Raw genomic sequence first — 24,238 nt, 5'->3', positions numbered from 1 at the left:
CGGTAACGCCAACTCTAGCCCTAGTTACTGGTGGGTAACCACAGCGGTGCGCCTGTTCGTTGCGTCACACACCTTGCGCACGATCAGGAACAGCGGCAACCCGACCGGGGCCAGCAGAATGGTGATCACCAGAACGGGTGCCATCACCAGCGGGTGGACGTCGAGCCGGCGTCCCTCGAGGTACATCCAGCGCCCAACGAACAGGTCCCACGCGAGCATGTGCGCCCACACAAGGGCCGCGCCCGTCGGGGTGCTCATGAACTCGGCCAGCGCACCGATCTCGGGACTCGTGACCAGCGGCAGCAGCTCCGGCAGCACGGGAACCATCAGCACGATGTAGATCACGACCGGCGGCAGCGCGATCAGGTACGACTCGGCGATCCGCCGCGTCCATGACCACTTCGGCGCGAAGATCATGAGCGCCCAGAACGGCGCGATCAGCAGGAAGGTCAGGTCGAACAGGGTGGCGATCATGCGTACACGAGCTCCTTCTGCGGAGTGCGCGCCCACACCACACCCAGTGCGGTCGCGACGATGATCCCGGCGAGCGCGAGCAACGTCGTGCTGTCGGGCTGGACCAGGGACTGGCCGCGCAACGCCTGCCAGGTCACGAGCAGGAAGATCCCGAGGAACGACCCGCTGAGCACCCAGGCGAACTTCGCGTTGGCGCGGCGGCCGAGCAGCGCGATCAGCACGGGCAGCACCTGCAGCGCGTGCATGCCCACGAAGTGCCCGACCCGCAGGTCGCCGTACTGGGTGCTCCACCCGGTGAGCGCCATGTAGGCACCGCCGTCGGGCGCGCCGACGGTGTGTGCGCCGAGGGTGCCGCCGTCGATGGCCTGCCCGGGCTTCGGTCGCGTCATCAGGAACCCGACACCGAGTCCCAGGAACGAGATGACGAGGCCGAGCCGGATCGACCAGGTGAGCGCCTCGTTCTCGATCTTCGTGCGCCACAGCAGGATCGCGACGATCGCGTGGGTCACCCACAGCACGACGATCGTCGTGCCCATGATCGAGAACAGCGCCGTGTCGAGCGGCGTCTCGAAGTTGAAGTGGCTGCGCCTGCCGCGCACGACCTGGCCGACGATCACGACCATCTCCAGCGCGCCGGCCGCCGTGAGGACGGTGCCCGCCCACCACCCGACGCGCTGGAACCTTTTCAGGAACGTGAGCAGCCACGCCAGCGTGAACGCGTAGATCGCCAGCGAGACGGCGAACTTGAGCGGCTTGAGCCAGATCGGCGAGTTCACCAGCGTCCGGTCGTCGACCAGGAGCCCGAAGAGCGCGATCGGGATCAGCGCCATCATCGACCAGCCGAACAGGACTAACGGCCGGTGCCACGTGCGAAGCATCTCTGTACCCCCTGTATGGATAGCGGCACTCTCTACTATCCGGAAGCTACACTATCCATATGCGTGTTGGCGAGCTTTCGAAGAGAAGCGGCGTCCCGGTGGCGACGATCAAGTACTACCTGCGCGAGGGACTGCTGCCCGCCGGCGTGCTGACCAGCCCGAACCAGGCGCACTACGACGACGAGCACCTGCGCAGACTCCGGTTGGTGCGCGCCCTCGTGGACGTCGGTGGCCTCTCCATCGCGTCGGTGCGCGAGGTCCTCGCCGCCATCGACACCCGCGACGAGTCGCTGCACAACAAGCTCGGCGCCGTGCAGGAGGCCATCAGCCAGCCGGGCGCGGCCGAGCTCGATCCGCTCGCGATCGAGGACGTCCGGGCCTTCTTGGAGCGGCAGGGTGAGGAGGAGTGTGTCGACGTCACCGAGAGCAACGTGATCCACATGCTCGCTTCCGCGCTGTCCGCGGCCCGCTCGGTCGGCCACGACGACTTCCGCGACCTGCTCGACTCCTACCTGGAGGGGTTGAAGATCATCGCGGAGGCCGACCTCGAGTACATCGCCCGGCAGAGTTCGCGTGACGACGTCATTGAGGCGATGGTTGTCGGCACCTTGATCGGTGACACCGTTCTCAAGGCTGTTCGACGTCTCGCGCATGCCCAGGTGTCGCGCCGGATGAACGGTGGCGGCGCCGTCGTCCCTGCTGCGGACTGAACGCGCGTTCGGTGGTTCGAAACTGATATATCGGCCGATATATCAGTTCGGCGGTGGCCGCTACCTGCTGCTTAGCAATGACTCTTTGGACATCGTCTGCAAGTGAGTCATTGCAAGGGCTTGGTGGCGGGTGCGGAGCTGTGCCAGACGGGCTTCGTGGCCGTCACGCAGGAGCTGATCGCGCGGCGCTGCGCCGTTACCCGGCGCTCGGTGGACCGGCTGGCTCGGCCGCTGGACCTCTGCTTTGCGGTCTACCTGCCGCGTTGATCTCGTCGCTGAAAGAGTCATTGCAAAGGCTGATGGAGCTGCCAGCGGACCTCGCCGTCGTGCAGTTCGCCGGTGGCGGTTAGGCCGGCGGAGGTGGCGACGGCGGCGGACGCGTGGTGGTCGGGGTGGATGTGCGCGACGACGGTGTGGACCGGCTGGGTGGCGAGCCAGGCGACGAGGCCTCGTGCGGCTTCGCCGGCGAAGCCGCGGCCTTGCCATGGCGTGCCGACGACCCAGGCGATCTCGGCGACATGATCGGCGATCGTCGCCTGGACGGTGCCGGCGAGGCGGTTCTCGGGGCGAAGGCGGATCACCCAGTTCAGCCACCGCACCGCCGGATCGGGTGAGCCACGGCCAGTCGCTCGTAGCGGGCGAGGAGCGCGGCCGGCGTGAGAGGTGTGCCGCCGGTGAAGGTGTGCAGAGCCGGGTCTGACAGCACCTCGGTCATCTCCGCGGCGTGCTCGCTTCGGAGCGGGATCAGGTCCAGGCGGTCAGTGCTGATCATCGCGAACTCGGCACCCTTGCAATGGGTCTTTTGCGGACGACGTCAAAAGAGTCGTTGCTAAGGGGCAGGTCAGCAACGGCGTGGCGGCCGATATATCAGTTCTGGTGCGGCTGGTGGTGGTGCAGGAAGGCGGCGACGAGGGCGTCGGTGAACGGGCGGGGGACCGGGGTGCCGGTGACGAGGACGCGGTAGTAGACGGGGCCGACCAGTTGGTCCAGTGCCAGGTCGACGTCGAAGTCGTCGGGGAGGTCGCCGCGTTCGATCGCGCGCTGCAGGGGGAGGCGGTCGCGGTCGCGTTGGGTGCTGAGGTGGTCGTCGCGCAGGCGGGTCGCGAGGTCTGGGTCGTGCTGGGCTTGGCCCGTCAGGGCGCGGAAGACGGCGCCGGGGTCGGAGTCGGTGAGGAACTCGGCGAGGCGGGCCAGGTGGGTGCGGAGGTCGGTGCCCAGGTCGCCGTGGTCTTCCGGCGTGAGGTGCTCGGCCATGTCCTCGGTGAACGCTTCCAGCAGCACGTCGACCTTGGACGGCCACCAGCGGTAGATCGTCTGCTTCGCCACGCCGGCGCGGGCGGCTATGCCCTCGATCGTCACGCCGGCGAAACCGCGTTCGGCCAGCAGGTCGTCGGCTGCCTCCAGGACCGCCTGACGTGCTTCCTCGCTGCGGCCGTGCCGGTTTCCGCGATGTGCGGTTCCCATCGCCCACCTCCCGGAGGCGTATTTTAGTCAGAGCTAGGCAAGACGCAACGTTGCGTCTACTCTAGCCGCCATGACGATCACTTTGCACGAGCCTCGGGTGCGTTCGGTCCTCGACCGGCTCTTCGGCGCTGCCGAGGGCGACGACGACTTCGACGCTCCATGGGACGAACTGCGGTCGGCCAGTGCGCAGGAACGTGCCGACGCGCTGGCCGGCGTCTACATGCCGATCTCCGCTCGCGGCGGGGAACTGCTCTACAGCCTGGTCCGGTCCTGTCGGCCGGAGACCGTCGTCGAGTTCGGTACGTCGTTCGGCATCTCGACGCTCTACCTGGCGGCCGGCGTCGCCGACAACGGCAGGGGGCACGTGTACGGCACGGAGATGTCCGAGGCGAAGGTCGCCACCGCGCGCGGAAACCTCGAGGAGGCCGGGCTCGGCGGTGTCGTGACGATCCTGCCCGGCGATGCCCGTCGCACGCTGGCGGACGTGAAGGGGCCGATCGGGCTCGTCCTGCTCGACGGCTGGAAGGAGCTCTGCCTGCCGGTGCTGCGTGATCTCGAACCCCGGCTGGCGCCCGGTGCACTGGTCGTCGCCGACGACATCGACCAGGAGTCGATGGCCGGCTATCTCGAGTACGTGCGCGATCCGGCGAACGGGTACGTCAGCGTCGCGTTTCCCGTCGAAGACGGTATGGAGGTCAGCTGCCGGGCATCATCGGCGTGACGCAGCCCGACGGCCGTTGATGCGCGGGTCGCCGGCGACGCCCGTTGCGTCTGTGCACACACGTGACAGGTTGACGACGGCGCTTGGCTTGTCGGCGCCGTCGTCAACGTGTCACTCGGGTAAGAGGCTCTAACTGAAATATCGGATGTCAGTTAGAAGGTGTAGGCGCTGTGGCGGCCAACGCTTTCGTTAGAGCTTCTAGCGTCAGTTCGATCTGCCACGACCGCGCCCCGCCCTCGCGCAGCACGCCTGCCACGGATTCGGGGGAGAGGTCGGCCGGCGGTTGCCAGCAGGTGCGGCGCACCAGGTCGGGCAGCAGCAGGTTCTCCACCGGGAGGGTGTTGGCGTCGGCGATGGTCGTCAGCGCCGCACGAGTCGCGGCCAGGCGTGCCGCGGCGTCCGGGTCCTTGTCCGCCCAGCGGTTGGGCGGGGGAGGGCCGTCGTGCTGGCCCGCGGGCTCCGGGAGCTCCGACTTGGTGAGTGCCGCCGCCTTGCGCAGGGCGTTCATCCAGACACCGGACATGCGGCGCTGGGATCGTCCGCGGAAGACCGGCAGCGCCAGCAGCTCTGCTTCCGAGGCGGGGTTGCGGGCGGCCGCCTCCATCAGGGCGGAGTCCGGGAGGACTCGGCCTGGGGCGATGTCGCGTTCGCGGGCCACGGCGTCGCGGGCTTCCCACAGCGATCGCACCAGGGCCAGTTGCCGCTGGTTGCGCACGCGGTGGATACCCGACGTGCGCCGCCAGGGGTCGGTACGGGGGCGCGGCAATGGCGCCGTCCGTACCGCCTCGAACTCCTCGAGCGCCCAGGCGAGCTTGCCCTGGCGCTCCAGCTCGGCTTCGAGAACGTCGCGCAGCCGCACGAGCAGCTCCACGTCGAGAGCGGCGTACGTCAGCCAGTCGGCGGGAAGGGGCCGGCGTGACCAGTCGGCCGCGCCGTGCCCCTTCTCCAGTCGATAGCCGAGCAGCCGTTCCACCAGCGTGCCCAGCGCAACGCGTTCGAACCCAGCCAGCCTGCCCGCCAGCTCGGTGTCGAACAACGCGCTCGGTCGCAGCCCGAGTTCGGCGAGGCACGGCAGGTCCTGAGACGCCGCGTGCAACACCCACTCAGTGCCATCGAGCGCGTGCACCAGCGGGTCGAGCCGTCCGCCTAGGGCGATCGGGTCGACCAACCAGGTGCCGGCGCCTTCCCGGCGCAGTTGCACCAGATAGGCACGCTGTGAGTAGCGGTAGCCCGAGGCTCGCTCGGTGTCCACCGCGACCGGGCCCTTCGCCCCGGCGAGCGCGTCAGCGGCTCGCCGGAGCGCAGCAGGATCGGTGACCACGGGCGGGACCCCATCAGCAGGTTCCGTCAGCGGTATCGGATCTGGTCCGGTCGGTGCGGTTGGCTCGTCGGCGGGTACATCCACAGCGGATGACCCTACGACGATCGCACCACTCACAGGTGTTCTCGGCCGGTTCAGTGCTTCAAACCGGTATCTAACGGATCACGCCGGCACGCATGGCCAGCGCGACCATCTGAGCGCGATCCCCGGTGCCCAGCTTCCGGCCGATCCGCGACAGGTGAGACTTCACCGTCAACGCGGACAGGCTCAGAGCTTCGCCGATCTCCTTGTTGCTCTGGCCATCGGCGACCAGCTGGAGCACCTCGACCTCACGCGCGGAGAGTTCCCGCGGAGTGTTGTCGGTGCCCGGCACCCGAGTACCCGCTGCGAGTACTGGTGCCACGCTCGGATCTGCGTAAACGCCACCATCGAGGACCCTGCGCACCCCGTCGGTGACCACCATCGGAGAGGCGGACTTCAGGAGGTACGCCTGGGCGCCCGCCTGGAAGGCCGACCTGACCGCGTAGGGGTCGTCGGAGGATGCGAGAACCACGATGCGGGGCCAGCCCTGGGCACGGAGTTCCGTGACCAGGTCGATGCCGGTGCCATCCGGCAGACCCAGATCGAGGATCGCGAGGTCGCAAGGTCCGGTTGCAAGTGCCCGCGCCCGAGCCTCTGCCACCGATGCGGCCTCATGCACTGTCCCGGCTCCCATCTGGGTGAGCCGAGCTGATATCGCCTCCCTCAGCAGTGGGTGGTCGTCGACCACCAGCACTGAAAAAAGCTCTTCCCGCGGGTGCGGGACCATGTTCGCCGGCAACGAGCCGGCTGGCGTGGTACGAACGGCCTGACCTAAGCCGACGGCAGCCACGTCACTACCTCCCTGGAGTCGGTCGTGCCCCCCGACCGGCACCGGAGACTTTCGTCCAATCAGCCGCGCCACTGATCGACCGAAAGTGGTGTCGTCTGGGGCAGCGTAGCCGCCCATGCGGGTCTACGGGACGATCAATCGGGTATCTATCCCTATTGAGTTGTGACAGATGGCCTCATGTGTCACACGATTGGATGACAACTAGATAGGGGGTGTAACGCGAGCCCCTCTCAGAACGACATCTAGGAGTTGGTTGTGCCGAGCAGTTCCGGTGTCGAGCGAGCGCGGACGTTGCTGCAGCGTGTCCCTCTCGTCGACGGCCACAACGACCTGCCGTGGGCTTTGCGCGAGTTCGGTGACGGAACGGGCGAGGACGTCTACACCACCGCCGCGAAGATCGATCTCAGGCAACGTCATCCCAGCCTGCACACCGACATCGTGAAAATGCGCGAGGGCGGACTGGGGATGCAGTTCTGGTCCGTCTGGATTCCCGGCAGGCTCGCGGGCGACGGAGCGGTCACCGCCGTCCTGGAGCAGGTCGAGCTGGTCTACGAGCTGGCGGAGCGGTACTCCGATCACCTGGACATCGCGACCACCGCCGCCGAGGCTGAAAAAGTTTTCGCGTCCGGGCGTGTCGCATCGCTTCTCGGGGCCGAGGGCGGGCATTCCATCAACTCTTCACTCGGGGTCCTGCGCGCGTTGCGCCGGTTGGGCGTCCGCTACATGACGCTGACCCACAACGACAACACCCCGTGGGCCGACAGCGCCACTGACGAGCCAGAACACGGCGGGCTGACGGAGTTCGGCCGCGACGTCGTGCGCGAGATGAACCGGATCGGCATGCTCGTCGACCTGAGCCACGTCGCGCCCAGCACGATGCACGCCGCGCTCGAGACCAGCGTCAAGCCCGTCATCTTCAGCCACTCGTCGTGCCGCCACGTCGCGGACCACCCGCGCAACATCCCGGACGACGTGCTGGTCAAGCTGAAGACCAACGGCGGTGTGGCCATGATCACATTCGTCCCGGACTTCGTCTCACCTCGTGTCGCTGAATGGGACGCAGCCCTTCGTGCGGCCATGACCGCCGCCGGCAAGAGCCACGCCGACATGGACGAGCGCAAGACCTTCGGCGAGAAGTGGATCGTGGACCACCCGAAGCCGGTCGCCACGCTCGACGACGTCGTCCTGCACCTCGAGCACGCCCGTGAGGTCGTCGGCATCGACCACCTCGGGCTGGGCGGCGACTACGACGGCGTCCAGGCGCTCCCGCAGGGACTCGAGGACGTCTCCACGTACCCGAACCTCTTCGGTGCGCTGCTGGACAAGGGCTGGTCCGAGGACGACTGCGCGAAGCTCGCGGGGGCGAACGTCCTGCGCGTCCTCAAGGACGCCGACTGATCCAGCGAGGAACTAGCGCTGCCCGAACATGGTGACCCCGACCGGCGGCAGCCCCACGGCCGTCGCCATCAGCTCGTAGAACGCGGTGCCGTGCTCGGCGAGTTCTCCGTCGAGCGCGGTCCACGACGCGCGCAGCTCCAGGTCGTCGGTGCGAGCGGGGCCGGCGATGTCGCCGAACCGCGCCGACGACGTCTGCGTCACGGTTCCGCCCAGCGCGGTGAAGCCGGCTCCGGACTGCTCCAGGGCCTCCGTCAGCCACGACCAGCCGACCTCGGGCAGCAGCGGATCCGACGCGAGCTCGTGATCCAGTTCGACGCGCACGTACGCCACGACGCGCAGGACACCGCCCCACGCCTCGTCGCCGTCCGGGTCGTGCAGCAGCACGAGCCTTCCGGTCGACAGCTCGTCCGACGGGCCGGTGACCTCCGCGGTCAGCGCGTACGCCCACGGCGCGAGCCGCTGCGGCGGGCGAACTTCGGTGAGTTCGATCTCGGGCCTGTGGCGAACCGACTTGAGCGTCCCCACCGCCCGGCGGAAGATTTCCGGCTCGGTCACACAACTGACTGTATGCCTCGCAAACCGACCGAGTGACGGCGGCACGCCGGGACGTGGGACCATGAAAGAGATATGACTGCATCAGTTCCCCTCCTCGTGGCCGCAAGTGGCGGCACCCCGTCGCACACGCCTGTCTGGTTCATGCGGCAGGCGGGACGGTCGTTGCCCGAGTACCGGGCGCTTCGCCAGGGCACCGCGATGCTCGACGCGTGCATGGACCCGGAGATGGTCTGCGAGATCACCATGCAGCCCGTCCGGCGGCATGGCGTCGACGGCGCGATCCTGTTCTCCGACATCGTGGTGCCGCTCAAGGCCGCCGGTGTCGACCTCGACATCGTCGCGGGCACCGGTCCCGTGGTCGCGAACCCGGTCCGGACCCTCGACGACGTGCGCAGGCTCCCCGAGTTGCACGCCGAGCAGGTCCAGCCGGTCGCGGACGCGATCGGGTTGCTGCTGAAGGAACTCCCGCAGCAGGTCGCGCTGATCGGCTTCGCGGGGGCGCCGTTCACGCTCGCCTCCTACCTCGTGGAGGGCGGGCCGAGCAAGAACCACGAGCGCACCAAGGCCCTCATGCACGGCAACCCCGAGCTGTGGCATGCGCTGCTCTCCAAGATCGCCGACGTCACGGCCGCCTTCCTGCACGCGCAGCTCGACGCGGGCGTGCAGGCGGTCCAGCTGTTCGACTCGTGGGCGGGCGCGCTGTCCGAGCGTGACTACCGCGAGTTCGTTCTGCCGCACTCGAAGCGCGTCCTGGAGACGATCAGCACCGTCCCGCGGATCCACTTCGGTGTCGGCACCGGTGAGCTGCTGCCCGCGATGCGCGAGGCCGGCGCGGACGTCGTCGGCGTCGACTGGCGTCTCCCGCTCGACGTCGCGGTGGAGCGCCTGCGGAAGGCCGCTCCCGAACTGCCTGAGCCGGTCGTGCAGGGCAACCTCGACCCGGCGCTGTTCTTCGCGGGCTTCGAGGCCGTCGAACGCGAGGTGCGCCGCATCCACGCCGAGGGCAAGGCCGCCGCGGGCCACATCTTCAACCTCGGTCACGGCGTGCTGCCCGACACCGATCCGGAGATCATCACCCGGACCGTCGAGCTGATCCACAGCTTGTAATGCAGGCAAGAACGCCGCACGTCGCCGTCGTCGGGGGAGGCATCTCCGGCCTGGCCGCCGCGCACCGGTTGCGGATGTTGCTCGGTCCCGCGGCCAGGATCACGGTGATCGAGCAGTCCGACCGGCTCGGTGGCAAGCTGCGCACGACCGAGCTCGCGGGTGTGCGGTTCGACGTGGGCGCCGAGGCGTTCCTGCACCGCAAGCCCGAGGCGCAGGAGCTGATCAACGAGATCGGGCTCGCCGGCCACGTCGTGCACCCGACGGCGGCGAAGGCGTCCGTCCACGCGGCCGGGCGCACGCACCAGCTGCCCGCGCACACGTTCATGGGTGTCCCGGCGAGCGTCGAGACCGTGCGGCACCTGCTGTCGTCCGAGGGCGCGCTGCGGGTCGAGATGGAACCGACGCTTCCGCCGATCGAGCTCGGCGGCGGTGACGTCGCCGTCGGCACGCTCATGAAGGACAGGTTCGGCCCGGAGATCGCGGACCGCCTGGTCAGCCCATTACTCGGAGGCGTCTACGCGGGCCGCGCGGACGAGCTCGGCCTGCGCGCCACCATGCCGCAGATCGCGACGCTGCTGGACAAGGGTGTCGGCTCGCTGCTCGCGGCCGCCGCGATGATGATGCCAGCGCCACCGCAGCCCCGCGCCGCACGTCCGCCGGTGTTCGCCTCACTCAGCAACGGCGTCTCCTCACTCGTCGATCGGCTCGCAGAGGTGGCGAAACCCGAGGTCAGGCTGGGTCTGCCGGTCCGCGTGCTGTCGTGGCTCGGCGCCGGCTGGCGGCTCGAGATCGGGTCGGCCGCGACCCCGGAGTACCTGGAGTGCGACGGCGTCGTGCTCGCGGTCCCGGCTCCGTCCGCGCGCAAGCTGCTGCACGAGATCGCGCCGCAGGTGTCCGCTGCGTACGGCAAGGTCGAGGTCGCCTCGATGGCCGTGGTCGCACTGGCGCTGCCGCCGGGCACCGAGCTGCCGGACCGCTCCGGCATCCTCATCGCGGAGGGGGAGCGGTACTCCGACCGCATCACCCCGTTCACCGCCAAGGCGTTCACGTTCTCCAGCCGCAAGTGGTCGCACTACGGCGAGCCCGTGGTCCTGCGCGGCTCGGTCGGGCGGCACGGCGAGACTGCGCTCCTGCAGCGCAGCGACGCCGACCTGGTCAAAGCCGTGCGCAACGACCTCCACGAGCTCACCGGCGTCAAGGCCGCGCCGATCGACTACGTGGTGCAGCGCTGGGGCGGGGGACTACCGCAGTACGGCGTCGGGCACGTCGACCTGGTCGAGACCATCGAACGCGGCATCGGCGACGTGCCAGGCCTCGCGGTGGCGGGCGCCACGCTGCACGGCGTGGGCGTGCCGGCGTGCATCGCCACCGCCGACGCGGCCGCCGCCCGTGTCGCAGCACACCTGCTGGGCCGCGTTCGGCGTTGAGAGCCGCGTGCCAAGATGGACGTATGGCGCGCCTCAACTACAACGAGCTCAACGACACCATCCGCTACACGATGTGGTCGGTGTTCCGGGTCGAACCGGGCAAGCTGCCGGACGACAGGTCCGCGGCGGCCAGTGAGACCCAGAACTACCTGGACGCGTTGGAGGGCAAGGGCGTCGTCGTCCGCGGCGTCTACGACGTGGCCGGTCTGCGCGCCGACGCGGACTACATGATCTGGTGGCACGCCGAGGAGATCGAGCAGGTGCAGGCCGCCTACACCGGCTTCCGCCGCACCCCGCTCGGCAAGGTCTCCACGCCGGTCTGGTCGCAGGTCGCCCTGCACCGGCCCGCGGAGTTCAACCGCAGCCACATCCCCGCGTTCCTCGCGGGTGAAGAGGCGCGCAAGTACATCTGCGTCTACCCGTTCGTGCGGTCCTACGAGTGGTACCTGCTGCCGGAGGAGGACCGCCGCAAGATGCTGGCGGACCACGGCAAGGAAGCCCGCGACTTCCCGGACGTGCGCGCGAACACCGTGGCGTCGTTCGCCCTCGGCGACTACGAGTGGCTGCTCGCGTTCGAGGCCGACGAGCTGCACCGCATCGTCGACCTCATGCGGCACCTGCGCGGCACCGAGGCGCGGCTGCACGTGCGAGAGGAAATCCCCTTCTACACGGGCACCCGCGTCCCGGCGGCCGAGCTCGTCCTTAACCTGCCGTGACCCGGTAGGCCCGGATCACGGTCAGTTCAACGGTTCCACCCTTGGCGTCCGTCGCGGTGGCCTTCAACGAAGTCCACTGCGCGTTCGCCGGGTTGTAGACCAACGCGCTGTTGCCGACCACGCCCGCACGGCGCCACGTCTTGCCGTCGTCGTGCGAGTACTGGACTCCGGTGACGCGCACCCTGCCCGCGTCACCCTGCGTCTGGGTGAGCAGTCCGATGCGCTGCAACGTGCCCGCGGGCACCGCGCCGTTGGCGTCGAGCTTCGGTTCGAACTTCACCACCGACAACGGCGGCGCGTCGATCTTGCCCTCGGTGCCCTGGGACTTGAAGGTCCACACCGCGGACACCTTGGTGCTGAACTCGAACTGCGAGCTCCGGTCGACGCTCATCTCGGCGCGGAAGTCGGCCCGCGGCAGCGGCACGTCGAACACTCCGCCTGGCGTGGTGGTCTCACCGACCAGGACACCGTTGCGGTACAACGCGGTCCTGGCGCTGTCCACAGTGGACGTGCCGTCGCCGTGGGTGCCGTCGCTCGTCATCGGCACGCCGACGTAGAGCTGCGTGCCGTACCGCTCGACGAACCCGTACTGCGACTCGGGCAGACCCGGCGAGAACACCGGCCGGACTTCGCGCTCCTGGTAGGTCCTGCCCGCCTGGTACGTGCGGGTCGCGGAGGTGATGCGTTCCTGTGCGCCGTTGGCGTGCCGCGTCATGATCGCGGACTGCCAGCGCACGTCCTCGGTGTTCACGTAGTCGACCGCGGTCGCGCCCGGCGCCACCGGGTAGAGCGCGGTGCTGCCGCCCAATCCCTGCGGGGACAACGGCAACTCGCCCTTCGACGCCTGGCTGTCCGGCTTCTGGCCGCCGATGGTGGACTCGACCCTGGCCAGTTCTTTCTTGGCAGGCGCCTTGACCAGGCCGACGGGGAGGCCGCCGGGAACCGGGTAGGCGAGCCGGTAGAACGTGTGCGGGTCGGCCGTGGTGTTGGCCTGCAGCATCGCGAGCGACGACAGGTCGCCGGGCGGCAGCGGTCCGCCTGCCTGGGCGATCCCGACGTCCTGGAAACCGCCGAACACGAGCATGGTGCCCTGCAGGCGGCTCTGGCCGTCGACAGCTCGGCGGAAGGCGATCATCCCGAGCGTGAAGTCACCGGTCTCCTCCGGTGCCTTCACCGACACGGGCTGGGCCAGGCGGGCGTCCTGCTTGACCGTCACGTCGCCGGTCAGCTTCACGGTGGGCTGGTAGAGCAGGTCCATGCCCCGCTCGCCGTTGTACAGCGTCGTGTCGAGGAAGTACGTGCCCTTGGGCAGGCGGATCTTCACGTCGCCCGTACCGGCGATCGGCTTGAACGTGTTGTTGTCCAGGCCGACCAGGAACGTGAACGAGGTCCCCGGATCCTGTCCGTCGCGACCGGTCATGTCGATCGTGAGGGTGTAGCTCTCCACCTCGCGGTCGATGCCGACGAGCGTGCGGACGGTGTGCGAACCGGACGTGGCGACGACCTCGCCCGTGTACGCGGCGTCCTGGGTGCCGACGCGGCTGTCACCGGTGACGTTGACCGACGCCGTTCCCTTGGCCGGCACCGTGACCTTCGTGGCGCCGAGAGCGAACATGCCGGCCGGCGCGGTGGTTTTGAGCGCCAGGTCGAGCGTGATCGCCGCGTCCGTCGGGTTGGTGTAGGTGATCGCCTTGGTCACCGGCTTGTCGTCACCGTGCGGCCACTCGTGCAGGCCGAGGTTGACGGCGACGTCGCCGGTCAGCACCTGCTCGACCGCCTTGGCCACGTCGATGCGCCCGGCGCCCTGGTCGAACGCGCTGACGCCCTCGGCGGGCTTGGCCGTGGTCGCGAGCGCCGACTTGAGCTGCGCCGGCGTCCACTCCGGGTGCTGCTGCTTGAGCAACGCCGCCGCGCCCGCCACGTGCGGGGTCGCCATGGACGTGCCGCTGGCCGCGAAGTGGTCGGTGGTCCCGGCCTTGGCGGCGACGATGTCGACGCCCGGTGCGGTCACCTCGGGCTTGAGCCCGCTGTCTCCGACGCGAGGGCCCTTGCTGGAGAACGGGGCGATCTTGTCGTCGCGGTCGACGGCGCCGACCGACAGCGCGGCCTCCGCCGTGCTGGGCGAGCTCACCGAGCCGGGCGACCCCGAGTTGCCCGCCGCGATGACGAACAACGTGCCGTACTGGGCCGTCAGGTCGTTGACGGCCTGCTCCAGCGGGTCGACCTCGGGGGTGTCGCCACCGCCGAGGCTCATGTTGACGACCTGGGCGCCCTGCTCCGCCGCCCAGCGCATGCCGTCGAGGATCCAGGACTCCTGGCAGCCGAACTCGATGCAGACCTTCGCGTCGATGAGCTGCGCGCCCGGTGCGACGCCGCCGTACTTCGAGTCGTGGCTCGCGACCGTCGACCCGACGTGCGTGCCGTGGCCGACGTTGTCGGTGGTGTCGGGGTCGGAGGTGAAGTTCTTCTCCGCGATCTGCTGACCGGCGAGGTCCGGGTGCTTCTCGTCGACACCGGTGTCGACGATCGCGACCTTGATCCCCTTGCCGGTGATGCCCTTCTGGTGGGCGGCCGGCGCGCCGATCTGGGCGACGCTGCGGTCGAGGCTCGGCTTGCGGATGCCGTCGAGCCAGACCTTGTCACCGGTCGCGGCCTCGGCCTTGAGCGCCGTCCAGTCGTCCGAGGACCTGGCACCGAGTCTCGCCCGGCCGTCCACGATCAACGGCATGCGGTCGCGGTAGCCGAACTCCAGCAACGTGGTGACGTCGAAGAGTCTGCTGTCGAGCCGGCCCGCCGCCAGGGGCTCGAACGCGTCCTTCGGCACGACCATCGTGTGACCGTCCGCGGTGCGAGCGGTCTTGAAGGCCATGTTCCCGCGGCCCTCTCCTGGCTGGATCGCGACGACCTGCCTGTCGTGTCCCAGCAGGACCTTGTCGCCCGTGACGAGGGTGACCTCGTCGGCGGTCTTCTGCGGGGCGTTGCCCGCTGGTGGAGCGGCCGCGGCTGTGGCGGCCGGTGCCACGGTCAGGGCGAGCGCCGTGACGGCGCCCAGCACTTTGGATTTTCCGCGCATTCGAATCCCCTCGTGGTTCGAATTCTGCGCGCTGTGGTCCGCGCAGGCCGGAAGGCCTTTCGCGGCAAAGCGAAGGCAATGGTAAAAAGGCCCCCCGACCCTTTCGAACGTATCGATGGTGGGTCAGGTCACACAGGGCTGAATGGGGGATTCTGGCCCCCGGAACGTTCGCTCGTCAGTTCGACCGCCAGAACTTCCAGCGCGCCTGGCGTTTCGCCGGCAGCTCTCCGGAGGCACGGCACCATTCCGCGAACGCCGCCGCATCCTCGCGTGCGCGTGAGCCCGCACGACGAGGATGTTCGACCGCGTAGGCGTCGAAGAGCGGCCGGAACCGGTCGCCGAGCTCGTCGGCGACCGCGGGGCCGAGCATCCGCGCGATGCCGCGCCGTTTCGACAGCAACGCGCGGCGTTCGACGCCGAGTCGTTGTTCGTCGAATCCCGCCGGAGCCGGTCCGTTCGCGAGCAATGCGTTTAGCAGCTCGGCCTGCTGGGCCGCAAGCCTTTCGCGTGCGGCCGAAGGATCATTCTTTTCGCGGATTTCAGGCACGGTGTTTGTCCACGACGGCGCGGATCGCGGCCAGTTCGGACGCGATTTCGGTGTCGGACGGGTAGTTGTCGTCGCGCTCCAGCAGGACGCCGGGCGGGGCGACGCGCGAGCAGAGTTCGTCCAGCACTTCCAGCACTTCCGGCAGAACCGCGTGGGCGTGCGTGTCGTGGTAGACGTCTCCGTGCTGTTCGCCGCCGGCCACGTGCACGTAGGCCAGCCGCTCCAGCGGGATCTCGTCGAGGAACCGCTCCGGGTCCGTGCCGATGTTGCGGGCGTTCGCGTAGAGGTTCGCGACGTCGACGAGCAACCAGCAGTCCGTGCGCTCGACGAGCTCGGCGAGGAACTGGCCCTCGGACAGCTCGCCGTCCGGCCACTCCAGCAGCGCGGCGACGTTCTCCAGCGCGAGCGGCACCGGCAGGTTCCGCTGGGCGAGCTTGACGTTCGCGACGAGCACGTCGAGGGCGTCCCTGGTGCGCGGCACCGGCATGAGATGGCCCGAGTCGAGGCCACCGGCCCGCACGAAGCAGACGTGGTCGCTGACCATCGGCGCTCCGACGGCCTCGGCGACGGCGCCCAGGTGCTCGACCCGGTGGAGGTCGACCTCGTCCGCGCCGCCCAGCGACAGCGACACGGCGTGGGGGAGTACCGGGATGCCACGCTCCAGTAACAGCGTCACCGACTCCGGCAGGTGTCCGATGTGGAGGTTCTCGGCGACGACCTCGACGAAGTCCACGCCGGGCAACCGTTCCACGGTCAGGTCGATCTCCGGGCGCCAGCCGATGCCGACACCCAGGTCCTTGATCCCCGCCATCAGTCGCCTCCTCCGCCGCCACCGCCGCAACTGCTGCTGCCGCCGTCACTGCTGCTGCCCGACGAACAACTGCTGCTGCTTCCACAACCGCTGCTGCCACACCCGCTGCCGCAGCCGGCCGCGCCCGTGGCACCTCCGCGCCCGGCCTTCCTCTTCCTCTTGCGCGGCAGCATCTTGACCACGCTCTGCGGCAGCCCGAAGAGCTCGCCGGCACTCTGATTGCCGATCCTGCCGCGGAAACCTTCCAGTGCCACCGCGAGAACCCTGTCGCTCGCGGTCACGTCCTTCAACGCCGCCCGGCCCGCCCTGGTGAGCGGTTTCGCGCCATACGTCCAATACGCGGCGCCCAGGAACCCTGCCGCGCCGAAGAGGGTCCACGGCTCCAGGAAGGCCAGCAAGCTCAGGACGCCGCCGATCGCGAGGAAGACCCACCACGCCGCGAGCCGGGGACGGGGGTCGCGCGTCAGCCTGCGTGCCCGCAGTTGCTGGTGCAGCGTCCGCATCTCCGCGCTTTTCGCGGCGTTCCGCACGACCGCGTCGAACCGGACCGCCTTGCGCAGGTTGACGAGGATGAACGTCTCGACCGCGGTCGAGGCGCCCAGCTCGGTCTGGTGCACGGCGGACACGAGTCCGTCGCGCGACACCCGCACCAGGTCGGCGTCGAGCAGCCTGGCCACCGCGGTCTCCGCCGCCCGGCCGGGTCCTGCCACCAGGTAGCCGATCTGCTCCGGGGGCAACCGCGTTCCGCGTGCCGTCGTCGATGTCGCCATCAGTCGCCTCCTCCGCTGCCGCAACTGCTACCACTACTGCTGCTACAACTCGAACTGCTGCTGCTCGAACAACTGCTGGAACTACTGCAACTGCTCGAACTGCTCGACGACGAGCCGCCGCAGCTGTGGTGGCTCCAGTCGTACGAGCTGCAACCACCGCTGCCGCTGTACGAACTGGACGTCTTCGTGCGCTGCTTGCCCTGGCGCAGCCCGAACAACGCCACCTGGTCCGCGCCGCTGCGGGCGTTGCGGAACGCGTATCGCACCACGGTCCTGCCGTTCGCCGTGAGCCTGCCCTTGTCGCGCAGCAGGAGTGCCACCACGAACAGCATTCCCGTCAGCACGAACACCCAGGACTCGACCGCGAAGGCGACGATCACCGAGGCGAAGGCCAGCAGGAACGACACCACCCGCAACGCGGTCCTGCCGCCGCTGGGCCTGCCCCACCCCTGGTGCACGACCCCGCGGGCGATCAGGCTCTGCGCCAGCGCGCCCATCTCGTGGCTCGCCATCGCCACCTGCACGACCTGGTGGATCGGGCGAGCGGTGCCGTGGAGTCCGGCGAGGACGTACGCCTCCAGCGGAGTCGTGGCGCCGTAGGTGTTCTGGTGGACGGCGGTCACGAGTCCCTCGCGGGAGACGCGCACGAGACCGCCGTCCATCAACCGGGCGAGCACGGCCTGGGCCGCCCTGCCCGGTCCCCCTGCCAGGAACCCGATCTCCTCCGCGGACCACGTGGCCCGGTGCGGTGTCGAAGACGTGGACATCAGCACTCCCCTTCACTGGCGCCAGTGCTTCTTCGACGTGAGATCTACCCCTGGGTTCCCGGTGTTACCCGAATCGGACCTGACAACGGATCAGCTGCCGCCGCACCCGCCACCGCAGCCGCCGCCACCGCCACAACTGCTTCCGCTTGAACACGAAGAAGAACCGGATGAACACGAGCTGTAGGCGCCGCCTCCGGACGAACTGGAGGCGAGCAACGAGCTGCGCACCGCGAGGTCCGGGTAGACGGCGAGGCCACCGAAGAGGACCGCTCCGGCCGCGCCCGCGTAGACGGCCTCGTCCGTCCTGGCCTTCGTGCCGCGCGCCTCCGCGAGCACCCGGTTGCCCCTGGGCGTACGTGTCACGTTCTTGCCGCGGCGCATGAGGAGCAGGAGCAGCAGGCCGGTGAGGACGAGCGACAGCGTGAGCCAGCCGATGTCCGCGCCGATCTCGATGCCGTTGACCCAGCGGGCGATTCCGATCGCGAGCAGCACCCACAGTGCGATGGATCCCTTGCGTACCGCGCTCTTCGCGGCGTCCGGGTCGACCAGCAGGCCCATGGTCACGAGTCGCCTGCCGATCCAGGTGACGACCTCGTCCTTGGCGATGGCCGGGATCATCAGGTTGACCGTGCGGTTGGTGTAGCGCTCGCTGTCGATGATGACGGCGCGGTCCACCGGGTTCAGCGACTGCGTGGTGGACGTGGCCTGAACGGTGCCACGCCGTGAAGTCCTGAGCTCACCCGCGGTGAGCAGTCGCGCGATGGCCGTCTCGACCACGCGCCGTGGACCGCCCGCAAGATATGCGAGCTCGTCCATGTCCAGGGAGCGTACGGGCTGGGTGCTGTGACCCGCCCGCACGCGTACCCGGACGACGATCGCGACCAGCACCGCCAGCGCCAGCCCGATCCAGTACAGCTGAAGGAACTCCGGTCCGGACAACCCCCACTGCTCCATGCGACCCCACCCCCTGACTGCCCCGAATGTGCTTCGGTGCGTCAATGGTGTGGTCCACGCCACAGGCCCACAAGGCTTGTTGACGAAGCCTTAGGGTTGTCCGCGATCTGTCACTGATTTGTGGCTGTCGCCCATTCTTCGCGGGCGTTGCCGGTGGTGCGGCTCGGAACGTTGCCGCGAGGCGCCCTGCTGAGCGTGCACTACCCAGCCAACGTTCCGGGCCACACGCCACTAGCTCGACGAGCCGCCGTCGACTCCGCCGGAGCCTTCGCCGTCGGTGCCCCGCGGGGCGGTACGGAAGATCATTGTGCCTCCCAGGTCGGCCCGGTCCAGTGTGACCGGACTCGGGGCCCAGTCTCCTATTCGGACGGAACGAGTTTCAAGGAGACGGAGTTGATGCAGTACCGCTGATCGGTCGGGGTGGGGTACCCCTCGCCCTCGAAAACGTGTCCGAGGTGGCTGTGGCACGCGGCGCAGAGCACTTCCACGCGCTTCATGCCGAGCGTGCGGTCCTCGCGCAGGATGACCGAGTCGCCCGCCAGCGGCGAGAAGAACGACGGCCAGCCGCAGTGCGAGTCGAACTTGGTGTCGCTGCGGAACAGTTCGGCTCCGCACGCACGGCACTCGTAGACGCCTTCGGTCTTGGTCTCGGTGTACTCGCCGGTCCACGGACGCTCGGTGCCGGCCTGGCGCAGCACCGCGTACTCGGCGGGGTTGAGCGTGGCGCGCCATTCCTCTTCGGAACGCACGACTTTGGGGGTGGCGCCGACAACAGGTTCCATGACTCTTTATAACGCCGCCGCGAGTACAGGGCTTCCCGGCAGGGTGTGTCGTCCGCCGCCCCGTAAGACACGGTTAAGGAGTCGTTCGGGTCAGAAGATGATGGAGAGGATGTCGCCCAGCGCGAACCAGACCGTGAGGAGGACGCCGAGCAGGATCAGGCCCACCACGATGACGGCCACCAGCCGCTGGTGCCCGGTGGTCCGGTTCGCCGAGTCGGCGAAGTCCTGGACACCTTCCAGGTACCCCTCGACGGTGTAGCCGGGGCGCTGCCGCTGCATCCTGTCGAGGTGGTCGGCGAACGCCTTCGTCTCGGGGTCGTTGGGGTCGAGGCCGATCAGTTCCTCCTGGAACTTCTCGTCCTCTTCCTTCGAATCGCCCATATGTCCCAGCTTAGTGGCTGGAGCGCGGGAACAAGACGAGCCGGGCGTTGCCGGTCAGTGAAGCCTCAGCTCGCGATGGCGAGCGCGGGCCTGACGGCGCCCACCGCGCGGCCGTGCCCGAGGACCGGCACCGTGGCGAGGCCCTCGACCTCGCTCACGTCCACCCCGAGCCGCTTGAGCACCGCGACGATGACGACGGCGCGGGCGCGCGACGAGCCGTCCGCGATCTTCAGCGCGACGCCTTCGCCGGTGGGCAGGCCGACCGCGTAGACGCCCTCGGCGCCGTCCTTGGCGATGACACCGGGCAGGGCGTCCATCAGGACCGTGACGTCGCGACCGGTGCCACCGACCCACTGCGGGTAGGTGTTCATGGCGGTGGCGACCCGGTGTTCGAGGGTTCCCGCCGGCGCGCTGGCGAGGCGGCCGAACGCGCGGGCGAGGCCGGTGAGGCTGATGGCGAAGATCGGGGCACCGCAGCCGTCCACGCCGACCTGGGCGACGGGCTCGCCGGCGACGTCCTCGATGGTCCGGCGGGTCGCGACCTGCAGTGGGTGCGCCGGGTCGAGGTAGTCCGCGGTCGACCAGCCGTTGGCGACGCAGGTCGCGAGCATCGCGGCGTGCTTGCCCGAGCAGTTCATGTACTTCGGTGCGGCGGCCAGGCCCTGCGCGAGATGCCGGGCGCGGGCCTGCTCGCCGAGCGGGAGGTCCGGGGTGCACTGCAGGGCGTCCTCGGTCAGACCGGCCGAGGCCAGGATCCGCAGGGCGCCGGCGACGTGGAAGTCCTCGCCGGAGTGGGAGGCGCAGGCCAGGGCGAGCAACGACCCGTCGAGGCCGAGGCCGGCCCGGAGCATCGCGAGGGCCTGCAACGGCTTGTTCGACGAGCGCGGGAACGCGACGTCGCCCGGCCTGCCGGCGGAGAGGACCGGGGTGCCGGACGGATCGGTGGCGACGACGGTGCCGTGGTGCACCGACTCCAGGAAGTCGCCCCGCCAGACCTCGGCCAAGACCTCGTGTCCCATGTCGCCCCTCCCGCGTTCAGCTCCGAAACTGCCAACTGTCGACAGTTGACACGTTCGCTAGTTTAGCGGGAGGACGGCCGGTGCCGTCCAGATCAGGAGACGAAGGTGACACCCCCGCTCCACCTCAGCTTGGCCGGTCAGGCCGTGGACGTGCTGCGCGAGCAGGTGCTCACCGGGGAGATCCCTCCCGGCTCGCGGGTCAACGAGGTCGAGGTGGCGCAGAAGCTCGGCATCAGCCGCGGCCCGTTGCGCGAGGCGATCCGGCACCTGGCCTCCGAGGGGCTGCTGACGCTGGTGCCGCACCGGGGCGCGTTCGTGCCCGATGCCACTCCCGAGGACGTCAGGGCGTTGTTCGAGCTGCGCACCGCCCTGGAATGCGCGGCAGCGGAACTGGCGGCGTCACGCCGGACCGACGTCGACCTGGTGCGGTTGCAGGAGGTCTGCGCGGAGAGCCGGCGCAACTATCGGACGGGGCAGCCGTTCCCGTACCGGCTGGACCTCGCGTTCCACCAGTCGCTGCTCGACGCCGCCCGCAGCCCGTACATCGCCGAGCAGGTGCGGCTCGTGCAGCAACGCGTGGTGCTCCTGCGCAGTGCGCTGGAAGACGACCCACCCCACCAGCACGCGTCGATGGACGACCACGACGAACTCGTGAGGGCGGTCGCGGACGGCGACGCGGCGAAGGCGTCGACGGTGATGCGCCGGCACCTCTCGCGGGTGTGTGCGCAGATGCTCACGAGCCTGAACCACTAGCGTCGGTCGCATGACGTTCGGCGCCCTGCTGTTGCGGCACCGCAAGAACGCCGGGCTCAGCCAGGAGGAGCTCAGCGAGCGGTCCGGTGTCAGCGTCCGCGCCATCAGCGACATGGAACGCGGCCGTGCCCGTTCCCCGCAGCGCCGCACGACCGAGGCCCTGCTCGACGCCCTGGACCTCGACGCACGCGACCGCGACGAGCTGCGCCGCCTCGCCAGGACCGGCCGGATCACGCTGACGAGCCCGGCCGGGTCGTTGCCGATGTACGTGGCGGACCTCGTCGGCAGGGATGCCGAGCTCGACATCATCGCGAACAGGCCCAGCGGGCTCGTGGTGGTCCACGGCGCCGCGGGAACCGGCAAGACGAGCCTCGCCGTGAGGGCGGCCCACCTCCTGGAGGGCCGATTTCCGGACGGACAGCTGCTCGTCGACCTGGGTGGCGCCGCGCAGCCACTCCAGCGGTTGCTCAAGGACCTCGGTGTCCCCGCTGAGCACGTGCCGGAGGACGTGCACGGGCAGACGCGGCTCTACCGGTCGTTGCTCGCGGGCAAGCGCCTGCTGCTCATACTCGACGGCGCGCGTACGGAGCAGGAGGTCCGCCTGCTCGGAGCGAGTCCGGACTGCCTCACGGTCGTCACGTCCCGGCGCAGGCTGGCCGGGCTGGAGGGCGCGACCTGGCTGCGGCTCGGCGGCCTGACCGAGCCCTGTGCCCTCGAACTGCTGGCGTCGATCGTCGGGACGGACCGCGTCGACGCCGATCCCCGGACCGCGCGGGAGCTCGTCCGGCTGTGCGGGAGGTCGCCGCTCGCGGTGCGGATCGCGGGCAACCGGCTCGCCAGCCGTCCCCGCTGGCCGCTGAGCCACCTCGTGGAGCAGATCGAGGAGCGCCGCCTGGCCGCGCTCACCGCGGGCGATCTCGACGTGCGCGGCGCGTTCGAGGTGTCGCTCGCGCACCTGCCCCAGACCGCGCGGCTGGTGTTCCGGCGTCTCGGGCTGCTCGTCGGCACGCACGTCACCGCGGAGCTCGCCGCCGAACTGGCCGGCGTCACCGTCATCGAGGCCGAGCAGGCGCTGGAGGAGCTCACCGAGGTCAGCCTGCTCGACCCGGACGACCGGGGCTACGCGATCCACGGCCTCGTCCGGACGTTCGCCCAGGGCCTGGTCGACGCCACCGACGACGAGGCGCACCGGAGGATGCTGGCCTGGCTGCTGGAGACCACGGTGGCCGCGGGAGTCCTGTTCGGACAGACCGGGGACGCGCGGCGCGTCCGGCGGCGCGGCCGGGCTTTCCCGGACGTGGCGACGGCGCGGCGCTGGCTGGACGAGCACCGCGACCTGCTGCCCGAGATCCTCGACCGGGCGCGGGCGAAGGACCTGCACGACGACGTGGCCCGCGCCGCGATCGCTCTGTCGCACTACGCGGCCGTCGAACCGGGCCTGGTCTGGGAACGCGTCTACCGCCTCGCCCTCGCCTGCGCACGCGAGCCGTGGCAGGAGGTCGTGCTGCTCGCCCAGCTCGGCTGGGTGCTGTTCGACGTGGCCGACCGGCCGGGACCGGCGCTGGAGGTGCTGACCCACGCGGCACGGGTCGCCGAGTCGTCGGGGGAGCCGGGGCACCTCGGCTGGGTGTGGCTCATCGCGTCGGCCGCGCACAGCGGACTGGGCCACTTCGACGAGGCCGAACGCGTGTGCCTCAAGGCGATCGCGTCGATGCACGAGCCCACGGACGTGCACTACGCACAGTCTGTGCTCGGTGTGCTGTGGCGGTTGATGAACCGGCCGAACGCCGCTGTGACCGCCCACGAGGAAGTGGCGAAGGAACAACGCACCTATGCCCACTCCATCTACGAACTCTCCGCGCTCGGGCGCACGCTCGGATGGCTCGGTCTCGCGCTGATAGACGCTGACCGGCCGGATGAAGCCGTTGCCGCGTTGACCGAGGCCGAGGACGTCTACACACGCGCACGGATGACGTCGTGGCTCGCGCGCACGCAGTGGCATCGCGCCCTGGCCCACCGCGCCGCGGACCGGCTCGCCGAGTCCGACGAGGACCTGGCGCGGGCGCTCGACGGGTTCCGCGTGATCGGTGACGGACTCGGGGAGATCGAGGTCCTGCGGGAGCTCGCCGGCAACGCCGCCTCACGGGGCGAATGCGGTGCGTATGAACGTCATCTGCGTGACTCGCTCGCCGCGTGCGAGCGGTGGGACACCGACGCCACGCGCGAGATCGCCGCCGAGGTGCGGAAGTGCCTGACGGACGAGGGCGACCTCCGTCAGCGCAGGACGGCGCTCAGGAACGCGTCGGCGTCGAACCGCTCGGTGCCGGGCGGCACCAGCCGGTAGGTGGCGTCGAGGAACTTCCGCAGCGTCTCCGCGGGCACCCGCAACACCGTCACGTGCCGGTCGGAGATCAGCTCCAGCACCAGCATGCGGCCCCGCACCGGCCGCAACCGCACGTCGCCGGCGCCCGCCGTCATGCTCATGCCCTCGGAGACCAGGTCGCGGCCCATGATCCAGGTGGCCACCGAGCCACCGGCGCGGAACTTCATCGTCACCGCGAACGGGTCGTCGGCCTGGTAGAGCAGCTCGGTCTCGACCGGAGCGGTGGTGCCGCCCGGCCGGACGAAGTCGAAGACGGTGCGTGTCGCGACCCGCATCGGGACTCCCTGTCGTGTTCGCCTGTGTACAAAAAGCATCACGTAATGGGGGCCTAATTGGTTCATCTGCGTTTTTGTCAT

Annotated in this window: 27 protein-coding genes; 9 read left to right on the top strand and 18 right to left on the bottom strand. The window is 69.5% G+C overall.

Features of this window, described 5'->3' with window-relative positions; translation table 11 throughout:
• Nucleotides 1-24: 24 nt before the first annotated feature.
• Nucleotides 25-474, bottom strand: a complete 450-nt coding sequence (locus ACRSBM_RS28830; protein ID WP_434447971.1) for an ABA4-like family protein — start codon at nt 472-474, stop codon at nt 25-27.
• Nucleotides 471-1,352, bottom strand: coding sequence for a hypothetical protein (locus ACRSBM_RS28825; protein ID WP_434447968.1), 882 nt, complete (start codon nt 1,350-1,352; stop codon nt 471-473). The genes ACRSBM_RS28830 and ACRSBM_RS28825 overlap by 4 nt, the downstream gene beginning before the upstream one ends.
• A 59-nt stretch (nt 1,353-1,411) precedes the next feature.
• Between ACRSBM_RS28825 and ACRSBM_RS28820 the strand changes: the two genes are divergently transcribed.
• A complete protein-coding gene (locus ACRSBM_RS28820; RefSeq protein ID WP_434447966.1) occupies nt 1,412-2,062 on the top strand; it encodes a MerR family transcriptional regulator in 651 nt (216 codons plus the stop codon).
• A gap of 102 nt (nt 2,063-2,164) precedes the next feature.
• Nucleotides 2,165-2,329, top strand: a complete 165-nt coding sequence (locus ACRSBM_RS28815) for a hypothetical protein (protein ID WP_434447963.1) — start codon at nt 2,165-2,167, stop codon at nt 2,327-2,329.
• Between the two features lie 17 nt (nt 2,330-2,346).
• On the opposite strand, the gene ACRSBM_RS28810 is transcribed toward ACRSBM_RS28815, so the two are convergent.
• The 3 genes from ACRSBM_RS28810 to ACRSBM_RS28800 all read right to left on the bottom strand — a co-directional run bounded on the left by ACRSBM_RS28810 (nt 2,347) and on the right by ACRSBM_RS28800 (nt 3,526).
• The gene (locus ACRSBM_RS28810; protein WP_434447960.1) at nt 2,347-2,643 is read right to left on the bottom strand and encodes a GNAT family N-acetyltransferase; all 297 of its coding nucleotides are present in this window, start codon (nt 2,641-2,643) and stop codon (nt 2,347-2,349) included.
• A 5-nt stretch (nt 2,644-2,648) separates the two neighbouring features.
• Nucleotides 2,649-2,834 (bottom strand): GNAT family N-acetyltransferase, encoded by a 186-nt coding sequence (locus ACRSBM_RS28805; protein ID WP_434447957.1) that lies wholly within the window; start codon nt 2,832-2,834, stop codon nt 2,649-2,651.
• Nucleotides 2,835-2,929: 95 nt separating this feature from the next.
• The gene (locus ACRSBM_RS28800) at nt 2,930-3,526 is read right to left on the bottom strand and encodes a TetR/AcrR family transcriptional regulator (protein ID WP_434447955.1); all 597 of its coding nucleotides are present in this window, start codon (nt 3,524-3,526) and stop codon (nt 2,930-2,932) included.
• Between the two features lie 70 nt (nt 3,527-3,596).
• On the opposite strand from ACRSBM_RS28800, the gene ACRSBM_RS28795 reads away from it, so the two are divergent.
• Entirely contained in the window at nt 3,597-4,247 is a 651-nt protein-coding gene (locus ACRSBM_RS28795) for an O-methyltransferase (RefSeq protein WP_434447952.1), read from the top strand.
• 148 nt (nt 4,248-4,395) lie between these two features.
• Here ACRSBM_RS28795 and ACRSBM_RS28790 read toward each other — a convergent pair whose 3' ends face one another.
• Together ACRSBM_RS28790 and ACRSBM_RS28785 are read right to left on the bottom strand one after the other, a co-directional pair.
• On the bottom strand, nt 4,396-5,652 hold the full coding sequence (locus tag ACRSBM_RS28790; protein ID WP_434447949.1) for an HRDC domain-containing protein: 1,257 nt from the start codon (nt 5,650-5,652) through the stop codon (nt 4,396-4,398).
• Nucleotides 5,653-5,722: 70 nt separating this feature from the next.
• Complete coding sequence (locus tag ACRSBM_RS28785; protein ID WP_015099292.1) at nt 5,723-6,439, bottom strand: response regulator; 717 nt, start codon at nt 6,437-6,439, stop codon at nt 5,723-5,725.
• A gap of 255 nt (nt 6,440-6,694) precedes the next feature.
• Here ACRSBM_RS28785 and ACRSBM_RS28780 point away from each other — a divergent pair, with 255 nt between their 5' ends.
• Nucleotides 6,695-7,837: a dipeptidase gene (locus tag ACRSBM_RS28780; RefSeq protein ID WP_434447947.1), complete on the top strand. Its 1,143-nt coding sequence runs from the start codon at nt 6,695-6,697 to the stop codon at nt 7,835-7,837.
• A 12-nt stretch (nt 7,838-7,849) separates the two neighbouring features.
• Here ACRSBM_RS28780 and ACRSBM_RS28775 read toward each other — a convergent pair whose 3' ends face one another.
• A complete protein-coding gene (locus ACRSBM_RS28775) occupies nt 7,850-8,392 on the bottom strand; it encodes a DUF3000 domain-containing protein (RefSeq protein WP_045314992.1) in 543 nt (180 codons plus the stop codon).
• A gap of 72 nt (nt 8,393-8,464) precedes the next feature.
• Here ACRSBM_RS28775 and hemE point away from each other — a divergent pair, with 72 nt between their 5' ends.
• The 3 genes from hemE to hemQ are packed head-to-tail and all read left to right on the top strand — an operon-like array spanning nt 8,465 to nt 11,642.
• Nucleotides 8,465-9,499 (top strand): uroporphyrinogen decarboxylase, encoded by a 1,035-nt coding sequence (hemE, locus tag ACRSBM_RS28770; protein ID WP_434447945.1) that lies wholly within the window; start codon nt 8,465-8,467, stop codon nt 9,497-9,499.
• The gene (gene hemG / locus ACRSBM_RS28765) at nt 9,499-10,926 is read left to right on the top strand and encodes a protoporphyrinogen oxidase (protein ID WP_434447942.1); all 1,428 of its coding nucleotides are present in this window, start codon (nt 9,499-9,501) and stop codon (nt 10,924-10,926) included. The genes hemE and hemG overlap by 1 nt, the downstream gene beginning before the upstream one ends.
• Nucleotides 10,927-10,949: 23 nt before the next feature.
• Complete coding sequence (hemQ, locus tag ACRSBM_RS28760) at nt 10,950-11,642, top strand: hydrogen peroxide-dependent heme synthase (RefSeq protein ID WP_434447939.1); 693 nt, start codon at nt 10,950-10,952, stop codon at nt 11,640-11,642.
• Here hemQ and ACRSBM_RS28755 read toward each other — a convergent pair.
• From ACRSBM_RS28755 to ACRSBM_RS28715, 9 genes are all read right to left on the bottom strand, one after another.
• Nucleotides 11,629-14,715: a S8 family peptidase gene (locus ACRSBM_RS28755; protein WP_434447936.1), complete on the bottom strand. Its 3,087-nt coding sequence runs from the start codon at nt 14,713-14,715 to the stop codon at nt 11,629-11,631. The two genes, hemQ and ACRSBM_RS28755, sit on opposite strands and share 14 nt — an antisense overlap.
• A 175-nt stretch (nt 14,716-14,890) precedes the next feature.
• Nucleotides 14,891-15,181, bottom strand: a complete 291-nt coding sequence (locus ACRSBM_RS28750) for a hypothetical protein (RefSeq protein ID WP_434447933.1) — start codon at nt 15,179-15,181, stop codon at nt 14,891-14,893.
• A 73-nt stretch (nt 15,182-15,254) separates the two neighbouring features.
• Nucleotides 15,255-16,073 carry a DUF692 domain-containing protein gene (locus ACRSBM_RS28745; RefSeq protein ID WP_434447930.1) on the bottom strand — a complete coding sequence of 273 codons (819 nt, stop codon included), beginning with the start codon at nt 16,071-16,073 and terminating at the stop codon, nt 15,255-15,257.
• Nucleotides 16,073-16,843: a TIGR04222 domain-containing membrane protein gene (locus ACRSBM_RS28740; RefSeq protein WP_434447928.1), complete on the bottom strand. Its 771-nt coding sequence runs from the start codon at nt 16,841-16,843 to the stop codon at nt 16,073-16,075. The genes ACRSBM_RS28745 and ACRSBM_RS28740 overlap by 1 nt, the downstream gene beginning before the upstream one ends.
• Nucleotides 16,843-17,610, bottom strand: a complete 768-nt coding sequence (locus ACRSBM_RS28735; protein ID WP_434447927.1) for a TIGR04222 domain-containing membrane protein — start codon at nt 17,608-17,610, stop codon at nt 16,843-16,845. Before ACRSBM_RS28735 ends, ACRSBM_RS28740 begins: the two co-directional genes overlap by 1 nt.
• Nucleotides 17,611-17,700: 90 nt before the next feature.
• Nucleotides 17,701-18,564: a TIGR04222 domain-containing membrane protein gene (locus ACRSBM_RS28730; protein WP_434447924.1), complete on the bottom strand. Its 864-nt coding sequence runs from the start codon at nt 18,562-18,564 to the stop codon at nt 17,701-17,703.
• A 359-nt stretch (nt 18,565-18,923) separates the two neighbouring features.
• The gene (msrB, locus tag ACRSBM_RS28725; RefSeq protein ID WP_434447921.1) at nt 18,924-19,346 is read right to left on the bottom strand and encodes a peptide-methionine (R)-S-oxide reductase MsrB; all 423 of its coding nucleotides are present in this window, start codon (nt 19,344-19,346) and stop codon (nt 18,924-18,926) included.
• A gap of 90 nt (nt 19,347-19,436) precedes the next feature.
• On the bottom strand, nt 19,437-19,727 hold the full coding sequence (locus tag ACRSBM_RS28720; protein ID WP_434447919.1) for a hypothetical protein: 291 nt from the start codon (nt 19,725-19,727) through the stop codon (nt 19,437-19,439).
• 65 nt (nt 19,728-19,792) lie between these two features.
• Nucleotides 19,793-20,746: an asparaginase gene (locus ACRSBM_RS28715; protein WP_434447916.1), complete on the bottom strand. Its 954-nt coding sequence runs from the start codon at nt 20,744-20,746 to the stop codon at nt 19,793-19,795.
• A gap of 105 nt (nt 20,747-20,851) precedes the next feature.
• Between ACRSBM_RS28715 and ACRSBM_RS28710 the strand changes: the two genes are divergently transcribed.
• Together ACRSBM_RS28710 and ACRSBM_RS28705 are read left to right on the top strand one after the other, a co-directional pair.
• Nucleotides 20,852-21,499 (top strand): GntR family transcriptional regulator, encoded by a 648-nt coding sequence (locus ACRSBM_RS28710; protein ID WP_434447914.1) that lies wholly within the window; start codon nt 20,852-20,854, stop codon nt 21,497-21,499.
• A 10-nt stretch (nt 21,500-21,509) separates the two neighbouring features.
• A complete protein-coding gene (locus tag ACRSBM_RS28705; RefSeq protein WP_434447912.1) occupies nt 21,510-23,843 on the top strand; it encodes a helix-turn-helix domain-containing protein in 2,334 nt (777 codons plus the stop codon).
• Here the strand turns inward: ACRSBM_RS28705 and ACRSBM_RS28700 are convergent.
• Nucleotides 23,774-24,157 carry an SsgA family sporulation/cell division regulator gene (locus ACRSBM_RS28700; RefSeq protein WP_434447909.1) on the bottom strand — a complete coding sequence of 128 codons (384 nt, stop codon included), beginning with the start codon at nt 24,155-24,157 and terminating at the stop codon, nt 23,774-23,776. The genes ACRSBM_RS28705 and ACRSBM_RS28700 overlap by 70 nt on opposite strands.
• Nucleotides 24,158-24,238: the final 81 nt, after the last annotated feature.

Source organism: Lentzea xerophila, assembly GCF_051094245.1.
Lineage (GTDB): Bacteria > Actinomycetota > Actinomycetes > Mycobacteriales > Pseudonocardiaceae > Lentzea > Lentzea xerophila.
Note: the sequence above shows the minus strand (reverse complement) of the source record. Positions and strands in the feature narration are given on the sequence as shown.

What these genes read in the sequence shown, in the direction of transcription:
- ACRSBM_RS28820 (WP_434447966.1), top strand. Translation starts at nt 1,412, where the DNA reads ATGCGTGTTGGCGAGCTTTCGAAGAGAAGCGGCGTCCCGGTGGCGACG.
- ACRSBM_RS28740 (WP_434447928.1), bottom strand. Translation starts at nt 16,843, where the DNA reads ATGGCGACATCGACGACGGCACGCGGAACGCGGTTGCCCCCGGAGCAG.
- ACRSBM_RS28800 (WP_434447955.1), bottom strand. Translation starts at nt 3,526, where the DNA reads ATGGGAACCGCACATCGCGGAAACCGGCACGGCCGCAGCGAGGAAGCA.
- hemQ (WP_434447939.1), top strand. Translation starts at nt 10,950, where the DNA reads ATGGCGCGCCTCAACTACAACGAGCTCAACGACACCATCCGCTACACG.
- ACRSBM_RS28715 (WP_434447916.1), bottom strand. Translation starts at nt 20,746, where the DNA reads ATGGGACACGAGGTCTTGGCCGAGGTCTGGCGGGGCGACTTCCTGGAG.
- hemG (WP_434447942.1), top strand. Translation starts at nt 9,499, where the DNA reads ATGCAGGCAAGAACGCCGCACGTCGCCGTCGTCGGGGGAGGCATCTCC.
- ACRSBM_RS28830 (WP_434447971.1), bottom strand. Translation starts at nt 474, where the DNA reads ATGATCGCCACCCTGTTCGACCTGACCTTCCTGCTGATCGCGCCGTTC.
- ACRSBM_RS28805 (WP_434447957.1), bottom strand. Translation starts at nt 2,834, where the DNA reads ATGATCAGCACTGACCGCCTGGACCTGATCCCGCTCCGAAGCGAGCAC.
- ACRSBM_RS28720 (WP_434447919.1), bottom strand. Translation starts at nt 19,727, where the DNA reads ATGGGCGATTCGAAGGAAGAGGACGAGAAGTTCCAGGAGGAACTGATC.
- ACRSBM_RS28825 (WP_434447968.1), bottom strand. Translation starts at nt 1,352, where the DNA reads ATGCTTCGCACGTGGCACCGGCCGTTAGTCCTGTTCGGCTGGTCGATG.
- ACRSBM_RS28700 (WP_434447909.1), bottom strand. Translation starts at nt 24,157, where the DNA reads ATGCGGGTCGCGACACGCACCGTCTTCGACTTCGTCCGGCCGGGCGGC.
- msrB (WP_434447921.1), bottom strand. Translation starts at nt 19,346, where the DNA reads ATGGAACCTGTTGTCGGCGCCACCCCCAAAGTCGTGCGTTCCGAAGAG.
- ACRSBM_RS28730 (WP_434447924.1), bottom strand. Translation starts at nt 18,564, where the DNA reads ATGGAGCAGTGGGGGTTGTCCGGACCGGAGTTCCTTCAGCTGTACTGG.
- ACRSBM_RS28705 (WP_434447912.1), top strand. Translation starts at nt 21,510, where the DNA reads ATGACGTTCGGCGCCCTGCTGTTGCGGCACCGCAAGAACGCCGGGCTC.
- ACRSBM_RS28795 (WP_434447952.1), top strand. Translation starts at nt 3,597, where the DNA reads ATGACGATCACTTTGCACGAGCCTCGGGTGCGTTCGGTCCTCGACCGG.
- hemE (WP_434447945.1), top strand. Translation starts at nt 8,465, where the DNA reads ATGACTGCATCAGTTCCCCTCCTCGTGGCCGCAAGTGGCGGCACCCCG.
- ACRSBM_RS28745 (WP_434447930.1), bottom strand. Translation starts at nt 16,073, where the DNA reads ATGGCGGGGATCAAGGACCTGGGTGTCGGCATCGGCTGGCGCCCGGAG.
- ACRSBM_RS28755 (WP_434447936.1), bottom strand. Translation starts at nt 14,715, where the DNA reads ATGCGCGGAAAATCCAAAGTGCTGGGCGCCGTCACGGCGCTCGCCCTG.
- ACRSBM_RS28735 (WP_434447927.1), bottom strand. Translation starts at nt 17,610, where the DNA reads ATGTCCACGTCTTCGACACCGCACCGGGCCACGTGGTCCGCGGAGGAG.